General features: G+C 45.8%; 11 protein-coding genes. 6 read left to right on the top strand and 5 right to left on the bottom strand.

The window, feature by feature from the left end; translation table 11 throughout:
* The first annotated feature begins 45 nt into the window (after window positions 1-45).
* The 4 genes from QUB68_RS08225 to QUB68_RS08210 all read left to right on the top strand — a co-directional run bounded on the left by QUB68_RS08225 (window position 46) and on the right by QUB68_RS08210 (window position 12139).
* Window positions 46-1014 (top strand): aliphatic sulfonate ABC transporter substrate-binding protein, encoded by a 969-nt coding sequence (locus QUB68_RS08225; protein ID WP_332991123.1) that lies wholly within the window; start codon window positions 46-48, stop codon window positions 1012-1014.
* A gap of 270 nt (window positions 1015-1284) precedes the next feature.
* Window positions 1285-4560, top strand: coding sequence for a response regulator (locus QUB68_RS08220; RefSeq protein ID WP_332991121.1), 3276 nt, complete (start codon window positions 1285-1287; stop codon window positions 4558-4560).
* 357 nt (window positions 4561-4917) lie between these two features.
* Window positions 4918-8313 carry an ATP-binding protein gene (locus tag QUB68_RS08215; protein ID WP_332991119.1) on the top strand — a complete coding sequence of 1132 codons (3396 nt, stop codon included), beginning with the start codon at window positions 4918-4920 and terminating at the stop codon, window positions 8311-8313.
* A gap of 370 nt (window positions 8314-8683) precedes the next feature.
* Entirely contained in the window at window positions 8684-12139 is a 3456-nt protein-coding gene (locus QUB68_RS08210) for a response regulator (protein WP_332991117.1), read from the top strand.
* Here the strand turns inward: QUB68_RS08210 and QUB68_RS08205 are convergent.
* The 3 genes from QUB68_RS08205 to QUB68_RS08195 form a co-directional block, all read right to left on the bottom strand.
* The gene (locus QUB68_RS08205) at window positions 12072-13526 is read right to left on the bottom strand and encodes a hypothetical protein (protein WP_332991172.1); all 1455 of its coding nucleotides are present in this window, start codon (window positions 13524-13526) and stop codon (window positions 12072-12074) included. The two genes, QUB68_RS08210 and QUB68_RS08205, sit on opposite strands and share 68 nt — an antisense overlap.
* 131 nt (window positions 13527-13657) lie before the next feature.
* Window positions 13658-14278 (bottom strand): DUF3177 family protein, encoded by a 621-nt coding sequence (locus QUB68_RS08200; RefSeq protein ID WP_332991115.1) that lies wholly within the window; start codon window positions 14276-14278, stop codon window positions 13658-13660.
* A gap of 448 nt (window positions 14279-14726) precedes the next feature.
* A complete protein-coding gene (locus QUB68_RS08195) occupies window positions 14727-14963 on the bottom strand; it encodes a Calvin cycle protein CP12 (RefSeq protein WP_293151347.1) in 237 nt (78 codons plus the stop codon).
* A gap of 484 nt (window positions 14964-15447) precedes the next feature.
* Here QUB68_RS08195 and QUB68_RS08190 point away from each other — a divergent pair, with 484 nt between their 5' ends.
* Window positions 15448-16683: an FIST signal transduction protein gene (locus tag QUB68_RS08190; protein ID WP_442923052.1), complete on the top strand. Its 1236-nt coding sequence runs from the start codon at window positions 15448-15450 to the stop codon at window positions 16681-16683.
* Window positions 16684-17003: 320 nt separating this feature from the next.
* Here the strand turns inward: QUB68_RS08190 and QUB68_RS08185 are convergent, their stop codons facing one another.
* Both QUB68_RS08185 and QUB68_RS08180 read right to left on the bottom strand, forming a co-directional pair.
* The gene (locus QUB68_RS08185) at window positions 17004-18995 is read right to left on the bottom strand and encodes an iron uptake porin (protein ID WP_332991108.1); all 1992 of its coding nucleotides are present in this window, start codon (window positions 18993-18995) and stop codon (window positions 17004-17006) included.
* 193 nt (window positions 18996-19188) lie between these two features.
* Complete coding sequence (locus tag QUB68_RS08180) at window positions 19189-19335, bottom strand: hypothetical protein (protein WP_332991106.1); 147 nt, start codon at window positions 19333-19335, stop codon at window positions 19189-19191.
* 725 nt (window positions 19336-20060) lie between these two features.
* Here QUB68_RS08180 and QUB68_RS08175 point away from each other — a divergent pair.
* A complete protein-coding gene (locus tag QUB68_RS08175; protein ID WP_332991104.1) occupies window positions 20061-21812 on the top strand; it encodes a glycosyltransferase family 39 protein in 1752 nt (583 codons plus the stop codon).
* The last annotated feature ends 3 nt before the right edge of the window (window positions 21813-21815 follow it).

Below are 21815 nucleotides of genomic sequence, written 5' to 3'. Positions count from 1 at the left end.
AAAACTATTAGACCGGGTTTTGCTTGGGGATATTTTCTGCTATTTATGCTAATTTTTTGCTTGAGTTTAGCGGTAGCAAGTTGCAACTCAGAGCTCATAAATAACTCTACAGCAAAAACCAAAAATGCACCCTCAAACTTAACAAAAGTTGTAAGAATCGGTCATCAGCCTTTCGGAGCGCTGTTTTATCTCAAAGCTAAAGGCTCTTTGGAAACCCGTTTAGCAAAAATGGGGTGGTCTGTAGAATGGACGGAATTTGTCGCAGGGCCGCCAATTTTAGAAGCAATAGGGCAAGGAAAAATCGACCTGGGTTATTCAGGAGTTGCGCCGCCAATTTTTGCCCAATCAGAGGGCGTACCTTTTGTTTATATTGCTAGTGATTCAGCTTTATCTGGCAGCATTGGTATCATAGTTCGTCAAGATTCTCCTATTCGGACTCTGGCGGATCTCAAAGGTAAGAAAATAGCAGCAACTCAGAAAACGGCTGGTCACTATTTGTTAATTCTGGCGTTAACTCAAGGTGGCTTGCAGTTAAAAGATGCCGAATTAGTCGATTTGCCTCCGCCAAAAGCTCAGGAAGCATTTATCAGAGGCGAGGTTGATGCTTGGGCGATTTGGCAGCCGTTTTTAGCTAAGTTACAGGAAACTATGCCTGCTGATTTCTTGACTGACAGCGAGGGGCTAATTAATGACAGAAACTTCTATTTGGCAAGTCGCTCTTTTGCTAGCGACTTTCCCGATATTGTTAAAACAGTGATGGGAGAAACGCGACTGATGGCTAATTGGATAACTAAGAATCCGGAGCGAGCAGTAGAATTTATCACCGCTCGAACGGGAATGAAAAAAACAACAGCTAGCATTTTAACGAAAAGCCGCAGCTACGATTTGCTGCCAATTCAAGACAGGGCAGTTGAAGAACAGCAGCGCATTGCTGAAATTTTCTTTCGGTTGGGAATGCTTCCCGAGCGCATTTGGATTGAAGATGTTATCTGGAAACAAAAATTAGATTTATAGAAGAAGGAAGTTCGACAACGGATTTAACGGATTTAACGGATTTAACGGATGTCAGGAAGAAGGCTTTAGTTATCTATGAGAGGTAGAAGTTACAATCGACCACTGATGTTTGAGCCATTAAGAATCTCCTAACCGTTTTGGCGATTGCGATATAATATCAGAATTTCGGCAAAGGTAACAATAAATCAACGGTGGCGCTGGCGCCAGCCTGAAAAATGCAATTGGGTGTATCCTAGAGAGTGAGTTCAAACTGTTAACTGGCAGAATAAAATGTCATCAATTGCCAATCAACTGCGTTACGGTTTTGTCTCGATTGTTGTGGCAAGCGTATTGATGGCAGGCAGTACGTTAGCTTACCTCAGCTTTCGGGGACAAATAGAACAGACAAAACAGCTTCAGTATGAGCGATCGCAAGCTGCGGCCGCCCAAATTAGCGCTTATCTGGATAACTTGCAGCGCCAACTCAATTACTTGTCCGAATTGCGCGGCTTAACAGAATTTAATGCTGAAACTCAGCGCAGCATTCTTGAAGGATTAATCAACAGCAACAGCGCCTATGAAGTAGTGGGAATTTTCAACAGTAAAGGTAAAGTCGTACAGGTGATTTCGCCTTATGAACCCTTCTCTATCTCTAGCTTGAGTTTGGCAGGTATCTCGGCAGATGCACCTATATTTTGGGAAACTTTTGGGGGAGCTAAAAATTATGTTAGTTCGGTAGATGTCGATCTGAAAACAGCGGTTAATGTCGTTAATTTAGCAGTACCTATTCGCGACAGTAAGAATAAAATTGCCGGAGTATTATTTGCCAGAGTTAGTCTAAACTTTTTAATTCAAATTGTGGCTCGATCGCAAGTTGGAAAAACAGGATACAGCTACGTTCTAGATCACCGCTCGGTGCTGATTTCGGAAACAGGAAAGAAGATTAATCCGTATTTACTGCAAGATTTGAGAGGGCGATCCTTTGTGCGAGAGTTATCCAAATTAGCTTTGGCTTCGGGGATTCAATCTCCGATCGTTTATCGAGGCTGGCGCGGGGAAGAAGTCATGGGTACGGGTGCGATCGTCCGCAGGGTGCAGTGGATGGTGGTTGTAGAGCTACCGACAGCCGAAGCCTACGCTCCCGTGCGATCGCTAGTATACGTCATAGGTGCAGTTACCCTCGCCAGCGCCCTCGCCGCGGTGGGCTTGGGAGTGGCTTTTGCTCGATCGATTACAGATCCTTTAAAATCCCTCACATCCGCAGCTACTAAAATGAGTAGCGGAATGTTGGAAACTCGGGTAAATATTGCAGCATCTAACGAACTAGGAAAATTAGCCAATACTTTCAACAGCATGGCCGGTCAACTGCAAGTATCTTTCACAAAAATAGAGCATCAAAATGCCAATTTGCAGCGACTTGACAAACTCAAGGACGAATTTTTAGCCAACACTTCTCACGAACTCCGCACCCCACTTAACGGCATTATCGGTTTAACAGAATCTTTGATCGACGGTGCTACAGGACAATTGCCAGAAGCGACTATTTACAACCTGCAAATTATTGCATCTAGCGGCAGAAGACTGTCCAATCTCATCAACGACATTCTCGATTTCTCGAAACTGAGACACAAAAACATCGAGCTCCAAATCAAGCCCGTAGGCATCAGAGAAATTGTGGATATCGTGGTAACTCTTTCTCAACCTCTAATTGGCACCAAAAACTTGCAGTTGATTAATTCGGTCACTTCCGAAATCCCCCTGGTGGATGCCGATGAAAATAGGGTGCAACAAATTCTTTATAACTTAATCGGAAATGCAATTAAATTTACCGAAAACGGTACTGTAGAAATTTCCGCAAATGCTGTAAGCTTGAATTCGCCGCAGTTGCTTGACCAAGAAAGTTCAGTAACCAGTCAGCTTCAATCTTTAATTGTCAGGTCAAAACTGCAAATCACGGTATCCGATACCGGGATTGGCATTGCTGAAGATCAATTAAAAAAGATTTTTGAATCTTTTGAACAAGCAGACGGTTCCACTGCTAGAGAATACGGAGGAAGCGGTTTAGGTTTGACAGTTACCAAGCAGTTAGTCGAGCTGCACGGCGGCGAAATTCAGGTATCTTCAGAACTCGGTGTTGGTTCGCACTTCACCTTTAGTTTGCCAATCTCTCGAAATCAGTATGTCGATCGCAATCAGTTGCCAGCAACGGTTCGACAGTCTTTAGTTTCAATAACCGAAGAGCGCAATTTAATAACTCCTGAAAATGCCACACCAAGTTTTAACTATCACAATTCTGCCAGTGATAAAGAGCCTCAAGAAAACAATCAGGTGAAAATCTTGGTTGTAGATGACGAACCTGTAAATATTCAGGTATTAACTAACAATTTACTTCTCGAAAACTATGCGATCGCCGAAGCGAGCAACGGTAGAGAAGCTTTAGCTCTTCTAGACACGGGCTACCAGCCAGATTTAATATTGCTAGATATCATGATGCCGCGGATGACTGGTTACGAAGTTTGCGAGAAAATCCGGGAGAAATTCACGGCGAGCGAAATGCCAATTGTGATGCTAACCGCCAAAAATCAAGTATCTGACTTAGTGCAAGGTTTCAATGCAGGAGCAAATGACTTTTTAACTAAACCGTTTCTTAAAAATGAATTGCTCGCCAGAATCAAAACTCACATCCGCCTGACAAAAATCAATGCAGCTTATGGGAGATTTGTGCCGCACGACTTTCTGCGATTTTTGGGACACGAAAGTATTCTTGATGTTCAACTAGGCGATCAAATTCAGAAAGAAATGACAATTTTATTTTCTGACATTCGCTCGTTTACGACAATCTCCGAAGCGATGACTCCTCAAGAAAACTTTAATTTTATCAACAGCTACCTCAGCCGTGTAAGTCCGGTAATTCGCGCTCACCAAGGTTTCATCGATAAATATATTGGCGATGCGATTATGGCGCTATTTCCTGAGTCGCCAGATGATGCTGTTCGCGCAGCGGTGGAAATGCAAAAACAAGTGATTATTTACAACCAGCACCGACAATTAAGCAATTACGCACCAATTGCGATCGGCATCGGTTTGCACGCGGGAACTTTAATGTTGGGTACGATTGGCGAGGAAGAACGCATGGAAAGTACAGTGATTGCTGATGCGGTGAATCTCGCTTCTCGTTTGGAAGGATTGACTAAGGTTTACGGCTCGGGAATTCTCGTTACTGAATCAGTTTTAGAGCGTTTGGGCGATCGAGAAAAATATCTGTACCGATTTGTCGATCGAGTCACAGTCAAAGGTAAAAAATCTGTGGTGTCGGTGTTTGAAATTTATGATGCAGAAACAGAACAAAGCATTGAACTCAAACAGGAAACTGCTGCTGCATTTCAAAAAGGTCTGGAGCTTTATTTTGAGCAAAATTTTACTAAATCGCAAAAACTTTTCAAGAAGATTTCCGAAACAAATCCTCAAGATAAGTTAGCAGCAATCTACTGTCAGCGCTCTCTGAAAAATCGAATGTATGGAGTGCCTGAAGGATGGTTGGGGATAGAAGCTTTCGATGAAAAGTAGTAAAAGTAACATCTAGCTGAAGGTAGAAACTTTGGCGTGTTTATCCGATTTTTTGTAAGAGGTCTGAGTCATCATCTATTCAGGCAGAAGCGTGAAAGCCCAAAATTGCCAGTTTTCCTGAAATATACGCTGTAGAGTTGGTTGCTTTTGACTTCAAACTCGAATATAATGCGGAAAGCTAGAAAAAGAAACCCGGTTTCTCTGCAAAATCTCAGGTTTGACAGCGATTCAGGAAGCAACCGAGAATCTGGCTTTACTTGCGTAAGTTTTGTTCAAGTACAAAAAGATTTACAATACTTAACAACGGTACAGCTTCGATCCGATTATCAACTGTGTCTTTCAAGCTAAATTAATGTTATGTCAACTTTTTATCTCAAGCGCTTAGTTGCCAAACTTTCCAGAAAAGCGACGCTGCAAACTGTACTCATAGTGCCGTTTGTCTTGCAAGTATTTGCAGCGGTGGGAATTGTCGGATATTTATCATTTAGGAACTCTCAAACAGCAGTGAATGACCTGGCCGGTCAGTTGATGGGGGAGGTGAGCAATCGCATCGAACAAAATTTGAAAACTTATCTGCAAACTCCGCATCAAATCAATAAAAGCAAGCTGGATGCGGTGAAACTCGGTTTTGTGAACATGAAAAACTTGTCAGCTTGGGAAAAGTATCTGTGGCGGCAAGTGCAATTATATCCTTATATCAATTTTACGTCGATCGCCAATCGAGATGGAGAATACCGCACCGGCGAAAAGATGTCGGATGGGACTTTATTGATTAACGCCTCGGGCCCGTCTACCAAATTTAATTTTTATTCTTACAATACTAATAATACGGGCGATCGCACGACAGTAGCAGCCACCGTCAAAAACTTCGACATCAGACAGCACCCTTCCTACAGCTATGCAGCTCTACAATCCAAACCAACTTGGAGTTCAGTTTACGTATCCTTCCTAGAACCCACACTGCTCCTCAGCGCGCTGCAACCAGTTTACAACAGACAGAACCAGCTAGAAGGAGTATTAATTGCTGCTTTGCGTCTCGACAGTATCGGTGATTTTTTAGACGGCCTCAAAATAGGCAAATCCGGTCAAACTTTTATCATCGAAAGAAACGGCACCCTACTGGCAACTTCCACACCCGAAAAACCTTTCCGCACCCAAAACGGTAAAAAAGAACTGTTTAAAGTTACAGAAAGCAGCGATCCCGTAACGCAGACTACAGCTAAATATTTAGCAAATCACTTTCAAAACTTGCAGAATATTTCCCGATCGCAGCAACTCAATTTTGAAATAAAGGGCAAAAAGCAATATTTAAAAGTCCTACCATTCCAAGACGGTAAAAGTTTGGATTGGCTGATTGTCGTCGTCGTTCCCGAAGCCGACTTTATGGAACAAATCCATGCTGGGAACCGAACTACAGTGTTGCTATGTCTGGCAGCTTTGGCCATGGCAACTGTGCTGGGAATTGTTACTTCTCGGTGGATTATCAAACCGATTTTAAAACTAAAAGATGCAGCAATAGCTTTGTCAGAAGGACAATTTGACAAAACTGTCAAGCTCGATCGCTCCGACGAGTTGGGCGTGCTGGCCACTGCTTTTAATAGCATGGCAGCACAACTGCAAGCATCTTTTAGTGCCTTAGAAACTAAAAATACCGAATTACAGCGACTGGACAAACTGAAAGACGAATTCTTAGCCAATACTTCCCACGAACTCCGCACACCCCTCAACGGTATTATTGGGATTGCAGAATCTTTAATAGACGGTGCTACCGGACAACTGCCAGAAACCACAAATTTTAACTTAGCTTTGATTTCATCGTCTGGAAAAAGATTGTCTGCTTTAATTAACGATATTCTCGACTTTTCTCAGCTCAAACACAAAACTTTAGAGCTGCAAATTAAGTCCGTCGCTCTCCGAGAAATAGTTTCTGTAATTCTCACGTTATCTCAGCCATTAGTAGGCAAAAAAAAATTGCAATTGATTAACTCAGTCGCTCCCGAATTGCCAGCAGTAGCAGCCGACGAGAATCGCTTGCAGCAAATACTTTACAACTTAATCGGCAATGCGATTAAATTTACCGAAAGCGGCACCGTTGAAATTTCAGCAGCATTAATAACGGGCAACGAACAATCATCGCCTAATTCCCAGTTAGCCATTACTGTATCCGACACTGGGATTGGCATCCCCGAAGATAAATTAGATCGAATTTTTGAATCCTTTGAACAAGCTGACGGTTCGACTGCTAGAGAATATGGCGGCACCGGTTTAGGGTTAGCTGTTGCCAAGCAATTAGTGGAATTGCACAGAGGTAAAATTTCAGTATCTTCAACTGTAGGCGTCGGTTCCCAATTCGTCTTTACTTTGCCCGTATCTGAGAGTCAGCCGGAATTTAGCAGCAGAGAGCCGCGTTTAACCGAGGAATCTCGCATTTTAACCACTCCTGAATTTGCCTACCAATCATCTATAATCAATTCTCAGGCAGTAGCCCAAAGCGACTTGATCGAAAGTGAAAAAATCAAGATCTTGGTGGTAGATGATGAACCGATTAATATTCAGGTAATCGCCAACAATCTTTGTCTGGGAAACTACGCGATAACTCAAGCGAGCAACGGCATAGAAGCTTTAAATCTGATTGAATCAGGATTTAAGCCAGACTTAATTTTACTCGATGTAATGATGCCGCAAATGACTGGTTATGAAGTGTGTCGAGAAGTGCGGAAAAAATACTCGCCTTTAGAAATGCCGATTTTGATGCTGACGGCTAAAAATCAGACTACTGACTTGGTAGAAGCTTTTAACTTAGAAGCAAATGATTATCTAACTAAACCTTTTATCAAAAAGGAATTGGTGGCGAGAATTAACACGCAAATTCGACTGGCTAAACTGAATGCAGCCTACGGCAGGTTTGTGCCGCACGATTTTTTAAACTTGCTGGAAAAACCGAGTATTATTGAAGTAAAATTAGGCGACAATCAGGAAAGAGAGATGACGGTGCTGTTTGCTGATATTCGCTCGTTTACGTCGCTTTCAGAACAGATGACACCGCCAGAAACTTTTGCATTTATTAATACTTACTTGGGAAGGGTTAGCCCTGCAATTAGGAAAAATAACGGGTTTATTGACAAATACATTGGGGATGCAGTCATGGCTTTGTTTCCTACATCTCCATCAGATGGTGTGCGAGCCGCAATTGATATGCAAAAAGAAGTGAATATATACAACGAGCAGCGAGAACAAAACGGCTTGTTTCCGATCGCGATCGGCATTGGTTTGCACGCGGGAAATTTGATGTTAGGTACAATTGGCGAGCGAGAACGCATGGAAAGTACGGTGATTGCTGATGCGGTGAATCTGGCGTCTCGTTTGGAAGGATTGACTAAGGTTTACGGCGCGGGAATTCTGGTTAGCGGTGCAATTATCGATCGCCTGGACGAGCCAGAAACATATAAGTACAGATTTGTCGATCGAGTAATGGTGAAAGGAAAGACAACTGCTGTGTCGGTGTTTGAAATTTACGATACAGAAACAGAGAAGAGCATTATACTCAAGCAAGAAACTCAGGAGGTTTTTGAAGAAGCTCTCAATTTATACTACCATAAACAATTTGTGGCCGCCCAAAAAGTATTTGAGAATATTTTACAAATCAATCCTGACGATCGTGTCGCAATGCTGTATTTCAAACGCTCTCGCAAGTATCGAATGTACGGGACGCCGGATGGGTGGTCTGGGGTGGAAGCTTGGACGGAGAAATAGGGCGTTTTTTGAAGGAAGAGGGAAGTTCGGCAACGGATTATTTAACGGATGTCATCGATGTAACGGATGAATGTTTAGGGTAGAGGGTAGAGGGTAGACGGTAGACTTAATTAAACATTTTTGGAGGCAGAAGCTTGTTATGTAAAGTGCCAGGACATAATTGTGCAGCACAGATTCTTAGCATGAGCTACAATGCTTTCTATCGGGGAACTTGCCGCTTTTGGCTCGGTGAAGCGCGATCGCATCACGCATCCGAACCGGCTAATTTCGACCCAATTAGCGACAATTAGCTGTCACTAATTACTAATTACGCTCAAATGCAAGAATCGACCCATTTGTGCGGCAGCTCTGAGAAATGAGGCGATTTACTATGTTATTGAAAAATATCAGCAGCTCGATCGCAAAATTGTACAGCAGCGTGCCCCTCCGTTTAGCGCTAACAGTGCCATTTGTCCTGCAAACTGTCGCCGCAGTCAGTCTAGTAGGATATTTGTCTTTCCTCAACGGACAAAAAGCTGTTCAACAACTCGTCAATAGCTTGCAGGATGAAATTAGCGATCGCATCCAAGAGCACCTCACAGATTACTTGGAAAAACCTCACACCATCGCCCGACTCAATGCAGGTGCAGCTCAACTCGGCAAGCTGCATCCAGCAGATGTGCCAGCAACACAGCGCTACTTTTGGCAGCAGATGCAAATATTTTCCTCGGTGCGAGACATTTATTTAGGCAGTAAGGAAGGTGTATTTATCGGAGTTAGACGAGAAGAATCAGGGCAGTTTGTTGCGAGAATCACCGAAAATTTTCCTCAGCGTTCTTACTATGCTTTAGATGACCAAGGCAATCCCCATAATTTATTAAGTTTTGAACCGAATTACGACCCGCGAGTTCGCCCCTGGTACATCAGTGCAACAGCCGAAAAAAAATTAGTTTGGACTGAAATTTATACATTTTTTCAGGGCGATTTGGGAATCACAGCGGCTCAGCCTTTCTATGACGATCGAGGCGACTTTGTTGGAGTAATGGCAGTCGATATTATTCTGAGCCAGATTGGGGACTTTCTGGGAAAAATGAAAATTAGCCGATCGGGTCAAACTTTCATTATGGAGCGATCGGGCGCTTTAGTGGGCTGTTCCACAGACGAAAAACCCTACACCCTGGGCCCAGACGGCAAAGCTCGACGATTGCTGGCAATTGACAGCAAAAATCCTTTAACTAACGCCGCAGCTAAACACATCATTAGTAATTTCAATTTAAGCTTTGTCGAACCGCCCCAGCAACTGCAATTTCAACTCAAAAATCAGCGGCATTTTGTGCAGATATTGCCCTACAAAGACCCGAGCGGAATCGATTGGTTAGTAGTGATAGTGATTCCAGAAAACGATTTTATGGCAGAAATTCATGCCAACACTGCTAGCACTCTCTTACTCTGCATCGCCGCGCTAATTCTAGCAACAATTATTGGGATTTTTACGGCTCGCTCGATCGCGCGGCCAATTCTGCGGTTAAACGCAGCAGCCAAAAATATCGCCCGAGGAGAATGGGATCAGACACTAGAGTTCGATCGCGCCGACGAAGTAGGCCAGCTCGCCAAATCCTTCACCAGCATGGTATCTCAACTGCAAACATCCTTCGCCGCCCTCGAAAATAACAATCAAGAATTGCAGCAACTCGACAAACTCAAAGACGAATTCTTAGCCAACACCTCCCACGAATTCCGAACTCCCCTCAACGGGATGATTGGCATTGCCGAATCAATGATTGACGGAGCCACCGGAACTTTATCGGAAATTCAGCAGCAAAACCTCTCAATGATAGCCAGCAGCGGCAGGCGTCTCAACGAACTTGTTAACAATATTCTCGACTTTGCTCAACTCAAAAATCACAAACTAGAATTGCAGCTTCGCAGCGTAGGAATCAAGTCGATTGTCGAAGTTGTAGTCACAGTCAGCCAATCTTTAACCGGCACAAAAAACTTGCAGTTAATTAACAGTATTCCCGCCGATTTGCCCTTGGTATTGGCTGACGAAAACCGCCTGCAACAAATTCTCTACAACTTAATTGGCAATGCGATTAAATTCACCGATTCTGGCACTGTAGAAATATCAGCAGAAATTGTAGCCGCCGACGGCGAAACAGCCCTCCCAGTGCCCGCGTCAAATCGCCTGCCGTCAAGCCAGGATTTTCAAATAGCTGTCACGGTTTCCGATACCGGAATCGGAATTCCCGCCGCGAATCTCGATCGCATTTTTGAGCCATTTGAACAAGGCGACGGTTCCACAGTCAGGCAATACGGAGGAACAGGTTTAGGTTTAACACTATCCAAACAATTTGTCGAACTCCACGGCGGTAAAATATACGCAGCATCCCAAGTCGGCATCGGTTCCCGCTTCACCTTTACCCTGCCTTTTTCTCCCGAACAAATTCATCCTAGCGAAGCAGTAATAAATTCGCTGCCCTCAACACAAACTCTGGGTTCAGAATCGGAAAATAACAGAAGTAAAAGTTATTTATCGTGCAACTTAAATTTTTATAAACCCGCTCCGAATCCCGTAGCTCAAGCCACTGCGCTATTAGAAATCAAAAAATTTAAAATCCTCATAGTTGACGACGATCCGATCAACCTCCAAGTTTTAAACAATCACCTTTCTCTCCAAAATTACAGAGTCATTCAGGCACTAAACGGCGAACAAGCCTTATCACTCCTCGAAAGCGGACAGCATTTTGACTTGATCGTTCTCGACATCATGATGCCCAGAATGTCTGGTTATGAAGTCTGCGCCAAACTCAGGAAAAAATATCCCTCCCACGAGTTGCCAGTAGTCATGTTGACGGCGAAAAATCAAGTTTCAGACTTAATAGTAGGATTTCAATTTGGCGCCAACGATTATCTATCCAAACCCTTCTCGAAAGACGAACTTTTAACTAGAATTAAGTCTCACATCAACTTATCTAAGACTAACAGCGCCTACGGGAGATTTTTCCCAGATGCTTTCTTAGAATTTCTCAAAAAAGAAAGCATTGTGGATATCCAATTAGGCAATCACGTCAGCAAAAAAATGGCAGTTATGTTTAGCGATATTCGCTCGTTTACTGCCCTTTCCGAAACCATGACTCCCCAGCAAAACTTTGATTTTGTTAATGCTTATCTGCGAGAAGTAAGTCCGAAGATTAGAGAACATCACGGCTTTATTGTCAAGTATTTAGGAGATGGGATGATGGCAGTTTTTCCGAACGGTGCTGACGATGCACTCAAAGGTGGCATCGCTAAACTGCAACAAGTTCACGCATATAATGCCGATCGCAAAAACAGCGGATATCAACCGATTCAAGTCGGCGTAGGAGTGGATTTCGGTCACATGATGGTGGGGATAGTCGGGGAAGCGGAGAGAATGCAGGGAGATGCTTTTTCGGATCATGTCAACTTAGCGTCTCGTTTGGAAAGTCTCACTAAGTTATATGGAGTATCGTTAATAATTTCCGAGAAAGTTTTGGATAATTTGACTCATCCCGAACAGTATCAAATCCGTTTTTTAGACAGAGTAATTGTCAAAGGCAAACAGCAGCCAATTTCCATCTATGAAGTCCTCGACGCAGAAACAGAGTTAGTCAGGGAAATGAAGTTACAAACTCAGCAGGATTTTGAACGGGGTTTAGAACATTATCGCCGTCACGAATTTAAGGCAGCTAAAACTTGTTTTTATCAAGTTTTAGCCGTTAATCTCGACGACAAAACGGCTGCACTGTATTTAGAGCGACTCAACCATTTGATAGAAAAGGGCGTCCCGGAGAATTGGTCTGGGGTTTGGACTTTAACTCAGAAGTGATCTCGTAGTATCGATAGATAGTAGATTTGCGGCTGTCAAACAACTTGAGAATTGAGTCAACGACAATTTCTGTAACTATCGGGTTAAAGTCGCAAATAAAGTCATCAGCTTCCAGATTTTGCCGAAAAAATTCCTTAGCTCGATCGCACTGATAGCGCATTTCGTCAAAGCCCACAATTTTCACCACAAACGTTGCTAGGGGGGAGTTTTCCAAATCGGTATTAGAACTGCTTTTAGCCCGCCCATTTTCTAATAAATTAAAGACTTCCGCTTCTAAACCACTTTGAGGTTTGTAAGGTTTCTCTATTTCTGGAAAAAAGCTTTCCAGGCGCACGCCTTTAGCAACTCTATCCGGGAGTTCTCCCATCATCATCGCCAGAGAAACATCGAGTCCCAAACCCGAAGAAAAAGCTTCTAGCAGGGCGATAGTAGCCAGTTTGCACCCCAAATAAAGCTTCGCAATTTCCAGATTGTACTTAGCAGTAGTTTCCCAGCGCTGATAGGTGCGATCGTCTGGATATCCCTCAAACTGCCGGAAAATCACCTCGGGCTTGAGATAACTCAGAAAACCCTCCATCTTCAGCAAAGCAACTCGGTAGTCGCGAACCGTGTAAAAACCGCAGCAGGTAAGATTGTGATTGGTTTCCGGCAGTAAATTCCAGGTATTTGCTAAAAAATGGGCTGAACTATCGTAAGCAAAACTAATCACATCCCGGTTAGAAATTCGCACAGCTTTGTTCACGGTTTCCCGCATTTGCTCGTCAGTCAAACTGAGGGTAAACAGGCTATTTATTGCTTGCAAGCGGTTGTAAAGGCTCTGGCTTACCGTTACTCCCCGCTCGGCGGCGCGAAACGGAATTGTGGCTTCAATGCAGGCGGCAATTTGCAGCAATTGCTCGGGTTTGAGAAATGGTTCTAGAGCTTTTGCGGCCACTAAAGCGCTGAGAAATTCGTTTTGTCCTGAGAAGGGATTGAGCACTTCCCCCGCTACAAAATCGAATACCAGCATTACCATCTCGAAGGTAGCATCCGCAGGCAGTTCAGATTGATCCCGAATCTGTAGCTGTTTGTTAACCTCTTTGGTAACAGGAGTGATGTAGTAGCTGACGTTAAAGTTAATGCTGCGATCGACTTGCACGTAGACGATATCGTGAAATAAAGCGGCCATTACCTCGATCGCATCTTCATTTCCCCCGACATCAAAAATATGTTGAGGAGTGTGAAAAAACCGCCAGGGCCCAATCATCGGCTGCACAATCAGTTCAGCAATCCGAGCGAGTTCACTTGGTTCGACTTTTGCTTTCAGGCGATCGATCGCCCAACTCAGCCTTTCTAAGCACTGTAAGTATGCCTCTTTGCTATCCATCACAGTCTTTTCCAATAACATTACTGTCACGTCAGCCATCCTCTTGTTAATTTGATTTTTTCGTAGACCCGCCCCGTTTTTTTTTGAACTTTTGGCTTTTTCTTGAAGACTTGTGCGGGGATTGACGAGGCAAATATCTACTTTAAATTAACTTAGTTTCCGGTAGCTGACCTCCCCTGTTTCCCCAATCTAATTACCACAAAGTATGACAAGTAAATTACATAAATTGCCAAACCTGTCAGAGCCAACAATCCCAAAAATTGAGGGTTGGCTGTAGCGTGAAACATCTGTCTGTAAAGCCAAGGCGGATCTAACCAAATGCGGCAAAAAGGTTCGTCAATTACCTGACTTTGGGATTTAAACGCACAGATTAAGAAGGGAATTTGAGCGAGAGCGCCCAAACCGCTGTAAACAGTAATCGCCCAGCGCCAAGCTGTAAAAGCCAGCTTCAAAGATGATTGAGGGCGATCGGCAATTTCGTCGTTTAAATCCTGCCAAAACCACAGACAAGCAGGAATCAATGCCCTCCCCATCACCGACGACACAAAGCTCACAGGCAACGCAGCCATCATCAGGTAAAGTGTAATTGCCAGCAAACTCGCCACCCGCCAATAAATCATCAATAAACGGGCGATCGCGTCAGCCTTGGCAAAAACAGCCCAAATCAGAACTACCAGCGGGATCGAAATTGTTAATAACACAGACAACCGGTAATCCATCCAGACAAGCGGTTGAAACCAAGGCCCGGTGGCTGCCAATAAAAGACTCAACATCTTTGGGAAAATATACTCACTTCTTTGTGACAGATTTTACTACAAAAATGCTCAATAATCAGGGATCAGATAGGACGTACGGTTGAAACCGCGCCTATGTAAACGTGTTAGCCTTCGGGAAGGGTAGTCCGAGCTCAGAGGGTGTAAAGAAAACAACTTAATTTTAAGCGTCGGTTCTTCAACCCTTGGCAATGCGGGTTTTGTGTGTGTAGACGCGGTTTCAACCGCCCGGTCTTCTTCAACCCGCTTCCGTCGGGTGAGAGTCTGTGTAGACGCGGTTTCAACCGCCCGGTCTTCTTCAACCCGCAGGCGAGTGGGTTTTATCTGTGTAGACGCGGTTTCAACCGCCCGGTCTTCTTGCCAAAGTAATTAATAAACCGATGAAAGAATCCCGCGCCAAAAGCTAGATTTCGGCGCGGGAGGGAAGACAAGGAGCTAAATTCCTAGCTTATTCGTCGTAGATGCGGCACTCAGCAGCGTCAGGATTGTCGTCGCAATACTTTTCAAAAGAATTCTTAGGTTTGACTTGCTTTTGGTGAGAAGCTTCAGCTTGCAGCTCTTCAACTGCATCCCACGCCGCAGCACATTCCCCGGAAGTTGCGCCCTTCAAGTCACAGACGGTACGAGCGCTTTCTAATTCTTCTTCAATTTTTTCTTCGATGTTGCCCGCGGGTGTTGTTGTCATAGTCACCTTATTAAGTAAGAAAGGTTTTCTTTTTGAAGGTTAGTTTGTGTTTGATTTGCAGTTTCAGTCTGGCGACCCCAGCTAATACTAGCTTGAGATGCGCTGCTGTTGCAGCCCAGATACAACCCATCCATAACTGCGATCGTAAAAGCCGTATCTACTTCCTGCTTTACTGAGAGCCCGTCGGCGGATTGTAGTCCACAGGCATCAATGCAGGTCGAGCTGACCTTACTTTTGTTGAAAACATTACACGAAGTTGGTGTGTCAAACTGTATTGAGCTTTATCTTTTAAGATTTAGCTGAACACGACATTTAACGCTTAACAGATTTATTCGACACCCATGTTAACTTATGTTAACACAGGAACGGCGATCGAGGGAGAGTCGATCGACCAACAATACCGTCCCGCCAGCGGCCAGTTCCGGTTAGCCTTAAGTATAGAAATAGTTTTTATAGAGAAGTTCGCCTTATGTACGAAAACCAAATGCAATGGGTCAGCGCTTTATCAACCCGTCCGTCATTGGAATCAGCGCTCAAAGAAGTTGTAGAACAAGCCGATCGCGATTTACAAGGCCCGGCAGATTTAGCCTTGATATTTATCTCATCTGCCTTTGCCAGCGAGTATTCTCGGCTGATGCCTTTACTGCGAGAACTGCTGCCAGTGCCCGCGATTCTGGGCTGCGGCGGGGGAGGAGTCATCGGCACCAACCGGGGTGGCCTCACCGAAGAAGTAGAGGGCTCTCCGGCAGTCAGCCTGAGTTTGGCTCGCTTACCGGGAGTAAATGTCAGAACATTTCACATCGGTGCAGACGAACTACCGGACTTAGACAGTCCCCCGGATACTTGGGTGGATTTGTTAGATGTGCCAGCCCACGAAGAACCGCAGTTTATCATCTTGGCAGACCCCTTTTCCGCAAAAATCAACGATTTGCTGCAAGGGCTAGATTATGCCTATCCGGGTGCGCCGAAGGTAGGGGGACTGGCTGGCGGGGACGGTGCGGGCAGGGGTGCGGCGCTGTTTTGCGACTATCAGCTTTACCGAGAAGGGACGGTGGGAGTGGCTTTGAGCGGGAATATAGTTTTGGAAACGATCGTCGCGCAAGGCTGTAGACCGATCGGGCATCCTTATCGGGTGACGGAAGGAGAGCGCAATATTTTGCTGAAACTCGAAGAACAAACCGATGATATCGGCAGCAGGGGCATCGAGCGATCGCCCTTAGAGGCCCTGCGAGAGTTAGTTCAAACTTTGAGCGAAGCAGACCGAGAATTAGCGCAGCACTCGTTATTTGTCGGCTTAGTCAGCGATGAATTCAAGATGACATTAGAGCCGGGAGATTTTTTAATCCGCAATCTGTTGGGAGTAGATCCGAAAGTCGGGGCAATTGCGATCGGCGATCGAGTCCGTCCCGGACAGCGCATCCAATTTCACCTGCGGGACGCCCGCACCTCCGCAGAAGACCTAGAAATGCTGCTCGATCGCCATCAGCGATCGGCCGAGTACAGCGGTACATCCAGCGCCGGCGCCTTGATGTTCTCTTGTCTGGGGCGCGGCGAAGGGCTTTATGGTGAGTCGAACTTTGACTCGCGACTGTTCGGCAGATACATCAAAAACATCCCGCTGAGCGGCTTTTTCTGCAATGGCGAAATCGGCCCCGTGGGCGGCAGTACATTTCTGCACGGCTACACATCCGTATTCGGGATTTGCCGCCAAAATTCCTAATTTGTGAACAGTTGACTGTTGACAAATGACCGATCGAATTGGCTTGTAGATCAGACGTACGGTTGAAACCGCTTCTATACAAACGAAGTCCGAGCAAGGGAGGGACTAAAGAAAATCAAGAATTCCCACCCGCTTGGAGTGGATTTTGTCTCCATAAATGTGATGTTAACCGCTCACTCTTCAACCTGCGGAGGCAGGTTTTGTTTTTATAGACGCGGTTTCAACCGCCCGGTCTTCTGATCCCAAGTGTATTGACCAAAAACCAAAAACTAAAAGCGGCAGGAGACTGCCGCTTTTAGCTTTAACTATGTCTGGAAACCTTAGAAACTAAAGGTAGTACGGAGGAGTCCGACCCAGATATCGTCGTTTCTGTTGTTGTGTTCGGGATTCATAATCACATAAACGCCCGGTGTCACTGAGATAAAGTCATTGACTTGGAAGCGATAGAAACCTTCTAAGTGATAAGAGGTGTTGCGGTTTCTGGCGACATCACTCTCAGTAACTTTTGGCGGTACACCGAAGACAAAACCGAGGAGGTTGCCTTGCCGTCCAAAATCTGATAATGCCAAAGTGATAGCACCATTTTGGATGGTAGCCTCGTTGTTGGATCTCCGCAGTTGTTCGGCCTTGGTGTAACCGTACCAACCGCCAATCTGAAAGCGGCTGCTGGGTTTGAAGTTAACTTGCACGCCAAAGTTATCTGCTCCGGTGGCTGATTGACCGAAAGGTCGGTTAGCCAAGGCACTACCTGTGCCGCCCATGATGCCAACATCGCCGGCCCGATTGTATTTCCGAACGTAAGTCAAGCCCAAATCAAACGGCTTGCTAAAAAAGCCGATCTGACCCAGAGCGCTGAAAGAACCGTCGGCAACGCCCCTGCCGTTTGCGGGGTTGGGAGCATCGCTGTCGCCGGCTAGATAGCCTGCGGTAGCTCGGATGTTGCCGAAGTTGTAAGTCAGACTTGCGCCAGCTCCCTGGGGACCGCGGAATACGGCCGGGTTGCGAACTCCAAATCTGGAAATTGAACCAGTGCTCGTAGAGTTGAAGGGAGTTACGGTGTCTGCAATTTCATCCAGGTCAAGTCCTTTAGGGCCGACAAAGACTGTAGCACCACCGATCGGGAAACGATAGTACACTTCGTCTAGTACGAAGTTGCTGTTATCATTTCCATCAAAAGCTAGGCGAGCCATGTTAGTGCCCGTAGCGGTTGCTGCTGAGTAGTTGGGGACGTTGAGGGCTTGCAAGCGGGTTCTGAGCAAGTCTCGACCGGTGAAGCTGGTGTTGAAGTTCAAGCGCACCCGGTAGCCGAGGTTGGTGACAGTTTTGTCGTCGTGCAGGCCGATACCATCTCCGAAGGTGTCGCTGACGGCAAAAATAGCTTCTCCTGCCAGTTTGGTTGTGGTGGAGAACTGATTGGCTTCGAGTTCTGCGGTGCGAGCTTCTAGGCCGTCTACTCGTCCGCGCAGGGTAGCGAGTTCGGCTGCAAATTCTTCTTGCAGGCGTTGCAGGATGGCTAAGTCGTCTTTGGTGACGAAGGTACCTGTTGATGAGCTAATTAGCTTGGTTACTTGGTCTAAGCAGGCGTTCATGCCGGCTGCAAATTCGTAGCGAGTCAGGGCGCGGTTGCCGCGGTAGGTGCCGTCGGGATAGCCTGCGATACAACCGTAGCGTTCTACTAGGGATTGCAGGGCTTGGAATGCCCAATCTGTCGGCCGCACGTCGGAGAGTTGAGAGACCGATGTCACTTGGGACATGGCTCCAGATTGTTCGGCCGGCAGCGCTTGGGGAGCTGCTGGGACGATCGGGCCACCCATGCCGGCGGGTGCTGTTTGAGCAATTTCTACCTTAGCGGCTGGGGTGCTAACAATTGCTGGCACTTCAGTTTTTGCAGCCGTTGCTGTCTGGGTGCTTTCGACTGCCAAGTCTGATGCTTGGGGCGATGGTTCGGCTGTGTTGGCAGCAGCTAGGGGCTCGATCGCGGCCGCTGTGGTGGCGGGGGCGATGGGGGCTGCTGCATTGATGTCGATCGCTGCTGTTTGCAGTGCTGTGGCGCTGGTTTCTGGTGCGATTGCTGCCAGTGTTTCAGTGTCTGCGCTGCTGTTTAAAGCCAGATTTTCTGGGGCAGCAGGAGCCGCGGCAACTGGTTCTGCAACTGATGCTGCAATTTTTGACTCGGATGGCTTCGCTGTGGCTAGCTGGTTGGCTTCAGCGGTTGCGGTCGCTTCTGCGGCGATCGCACTGGCACTGACGACTGATGATAGCCCCAGAATTGCCGGGGATACTAAAAGTAAATTCCAAAAAGTTCTGTTCATTTTCCTCACACCTTCACACTCTATTCAACTCGATCGGCAATAATTCCCAACTTCTGATTTTTGTGGTTGCTTGCCTGTTGACAATAACTCCCAGAATAGAACCTATCCATAACTGTTGATTGACAGTAGGCGTGTCTAGTTCCTGCTTGAACGTATGGGTTGGGCCCTTGTACGGTGCAGGCATCAGTTTAGGTCAAGCCCACATTACCTTACGGTTGATTATACCATCACTTGCTAATTTCATCTCTCGATCGCCCGACTTGCTGGAGTTGCTTTCTCCTTCAGGGCGATCGACAACTGGTTGTACGGGTTCCACCACAATCTGCCTCAAACACCCCACTGCCCAGAGTCCTCGATGGCGCCAGACTTAACAGGCAGTTATAGGTAAGATTTGGGCTGCTTGCCGCATCCCTTATACAGCTTTCTCTCCCATTATGTCAAGTCTTTTAACCTAACTTTAAACCTCGGGGTCTTCACGGGGCGATTTTTGGGCCCGGAGTGGGGAACGGAGGGCTAAAGGCTGGTAGATGTACAGCGTCTGGGCGAAATTTCCGGCTTGAGCAATTTTGGTTTTCTGATGCACTTTGCTGTCGGAAGTTGTCAGGGCGATCGCCCTTCTTGAGACTGCCCGTCGGCTAGTTTAATTTGCCACTACCTTAACACAATTTTTTGTAGTCTGGCAGCGGCACCGGGCTGAATCTCTGTGAGGTGAAATTAGAGTTTAGCGGCCTGGCTGCGAAAGCGTTTCACCGCCTGTTATTTTTTCGGCACAGCCGATGTTTCTCAAATCACCTTTTGTATGTGATTTATGCTACTGAACAAGTATCGGTTGATACTCCGGCATTCCCGGACGCATTTACTCCAAAGAATTGGTTTAAAGCCCCAAGCCCTAAAGGCGAGAAATTAAAATCAGACTATTCATTACTCCAATCCTCGGACTTCTAGGTAGAAGTCGCACTCAAGCAGTCAACTGTCAACTGTCAACTGTCAACTGAATGAAGCCCTGGCTCCAAGTTCAAAAACCCGGTATGCGAGAGTAAGGAGTGCATCCAGGAGTGTCCTAATTTGCTAACAGCACAACTAAATGGCTCCAGGGATGCTGCCGGCGATCGCACAATTGGTAGATTTAGCAATCCACTCGACCTTTATCTGGTATGTTACATGGTGCAACATCTATATTTATTGACACAATCTATGAGTTTGACGAACAGGAAACTGCGTTTTTTTGTAGGGATATTATTGATATTAGGATTGTTCTTTCGCTTCTCCAACATCGACAAAAAATTTTATTGGTACGATGAAGTATTTACTTCCCTGCGGATTTCGGGATACACGCAAACTGAAGTGCTGCATGAAATAAGTAGCGGTCAATTAGTAGCGGCAAAAGATTTGATGAAATATCAGCGCCCCAATCCTACCAAAAATTTTGGCGATACTGTTAAAAGTTTAGCAATTGAAGAACCTCAACTGCCACCACTGTATTTTTTGGCCGTCAAGTATTGGGCAAAACTATTCGGTGATTCTCCTTTCTCGACGAGAATTTTCTCAGTTTGGATGAGTTTGTTAGCGTTTCCCGGTATGTACTGGCTGTGCCGAGAATTGTTTGCACCGCCGGAAGTGGCGTGGATAGCCGTGGCATTGTTAGCAGTTTCTCCGTTGCACGTGCTGTACGCTCAAGAAGCGCGTCCTTACAGTTTGTGGTCGGCGCTGATTTTACTGGCTTGTGCGTCTCTGCTGCGAGCAATGCGGCTGCAAACTAAGCTGAGTTGGGGCATTTACGCAATAGCAACTATTCTGGGATTTTACACTCACTTGTTTAGCCTGTTAGTTGCGTTTGGACACGGAATTTATGTATTGGGAATTCAAGGTTTTAGGTGGAATAAAAATCTCGTTAGTTACATGATAGCAAGTGCCGTGTCTTTGCTCGCATTTTTGCCTTGGGTGGGAATTTTACTGGTGAATAAAAAGGCAGCATCTGGGGCGACAATTTGGGCTGCTCTAGAAATTAGTAGGCTGTCTTTAGTTAATAATTGGGCGGGAAATGTCGGTCGCGTTTTTTGGGATTTCGGGCTAACTTCTAGTGCTAGCTCAATATATTTGATTGCATTGGCGGTAGCTACTTTAATTTTAGTGGCAATCGTAGGGTATGCAATTTATTTTCTGTGTTCCCAGACGAGCAAACAGGTTTGGGTGTTGGTGTTGGTGCTGATGGCGGTGACAGCGTTGGCGGTGATGCTGCCGGATGTTATATTGGGAGGAATCCGATCGACTAAACCTCGCTATCTATTTCCGACTTATTTGGGGATGCAAATAGCTGTTGCTTACCTGTTAGCGACTAAAATTAGCGCGCTGGGGGTGGCTGGGGGGAAACGGCAAGTCTGGAAAGTTCTGACAGTTGTACTGTTAACGGGCTCTGTGCTGTCGGATGCTGTTAGCTGTCAAGCCGAGAGTTGGTGGACTAAGGAATGGGGCCGGGAAAATCCCGCAATTGCTCGCCAAATCGATCGCGCGACAAAGCCGCTGGTTGTCAGTGAAATCTCGGAAGTCAGTCTGGGAAATATACTGTCGATGAGTCATTTGTTAGCGCCGAAAGTTATGCTGCAATTGGTGTTGCTCGACGAGCCAGCGCGCAGTCAAGCTCAGTTGCTTGACACGCCAACTATACCCAAGATTCCCAGCGGTTTTAGCGATATTTTTGTCTACGGGCGATCGCAGAAGTTTAGTGATAAGCTGGCGAAAAAGCAGAACTCAAAAATAGAGCTGCTATCAGAACAAAACACCCAAACGCTGTGGGTGGGAAAGTTAGTAAAAGAGTGAGGG

Source organism: Microcoleus sp. A006_D1 (genome assembly GCF_036702805.1).
Classification (GTDB): domain Bacteria; phylum Cyanobacteriota; class Cyanobacteriia; order Cyanobacteriales; family Microcoleaceae; genus Microcoleus.
The sequence above is the reverse complement of the archived record's forward strand: the minus strand, read 5'-3'. Positions and strand labels throughout refer to the sequence as shown.

Excerpts from the sequence above, each read along its gene's own strand:
- QUB68_RS08225 (WP_332991123.1), top strand. The coding sequence starts at position 46 with ATGCTAATTTTTTGCTTGAGTTTAGCGGTAGCAAGTTGCAACTCAGAG.
- QUB68_RS08220 (WP_332991121.1), top strand. The coding sequence starts at position 1,285 with ATGTCATCAATTGCCAATCAACTGCGTTACGGTTTTGTCTCGATTGTT.
- QUB68_RS08215 (WP_332991119.1), top strand. The coding sequence starts at position 4,918 with ATGTCAACTTTTTATCTCAAGCGCTTAGTTGCCAAACTTTCCAGAAAA.
- QUB68_RS08210 (WP_332991117.1), top strand. The coding sequence starts at position 8,684 with ATGTTATTGAAAAATATCAGCAGCTCGATCGCAAAATTGTACAGCAGC.
- QUB68_RS08205 (WP_332991172.1), bottom strand. The coding sequence starts at position 13,526 with ATGTTATTGGAAAAGACTGTGATGGATAGCAAAGAGGCATACTTACAG.
- QUB68_RS08200 (WP_332991115.1), bottom strand. The coding sequence starts at position 14,278 with ATGTTGAGTCTTTTATTGGCAGCCACCGGGCCTTGGTTTCAACCGCTT.
- QUB68_RS08195 (WP_293151347.1), bottom strand. The coding sequence starts at position 14,963 with ATGACAACAACACCCGCGGGCAACATCGAAGAAAAAATTGAAGAAGAA.
- QUB68_RS08190 (WP_442923052.1), top strand. The coding sequence starts at position 15,448 with ATGCAATGGGTCAGCGCTTTATCAACCCGTCCGTCATTGGAATCAGCG.
- QUB68_RS08185 (WP_332991108.1), bottom strand. The coding sequence starts at position 18,995 with ATGAACAGAACTTTTTGGAATTTACTTTTAGTATCCCCGGCAATTCTG.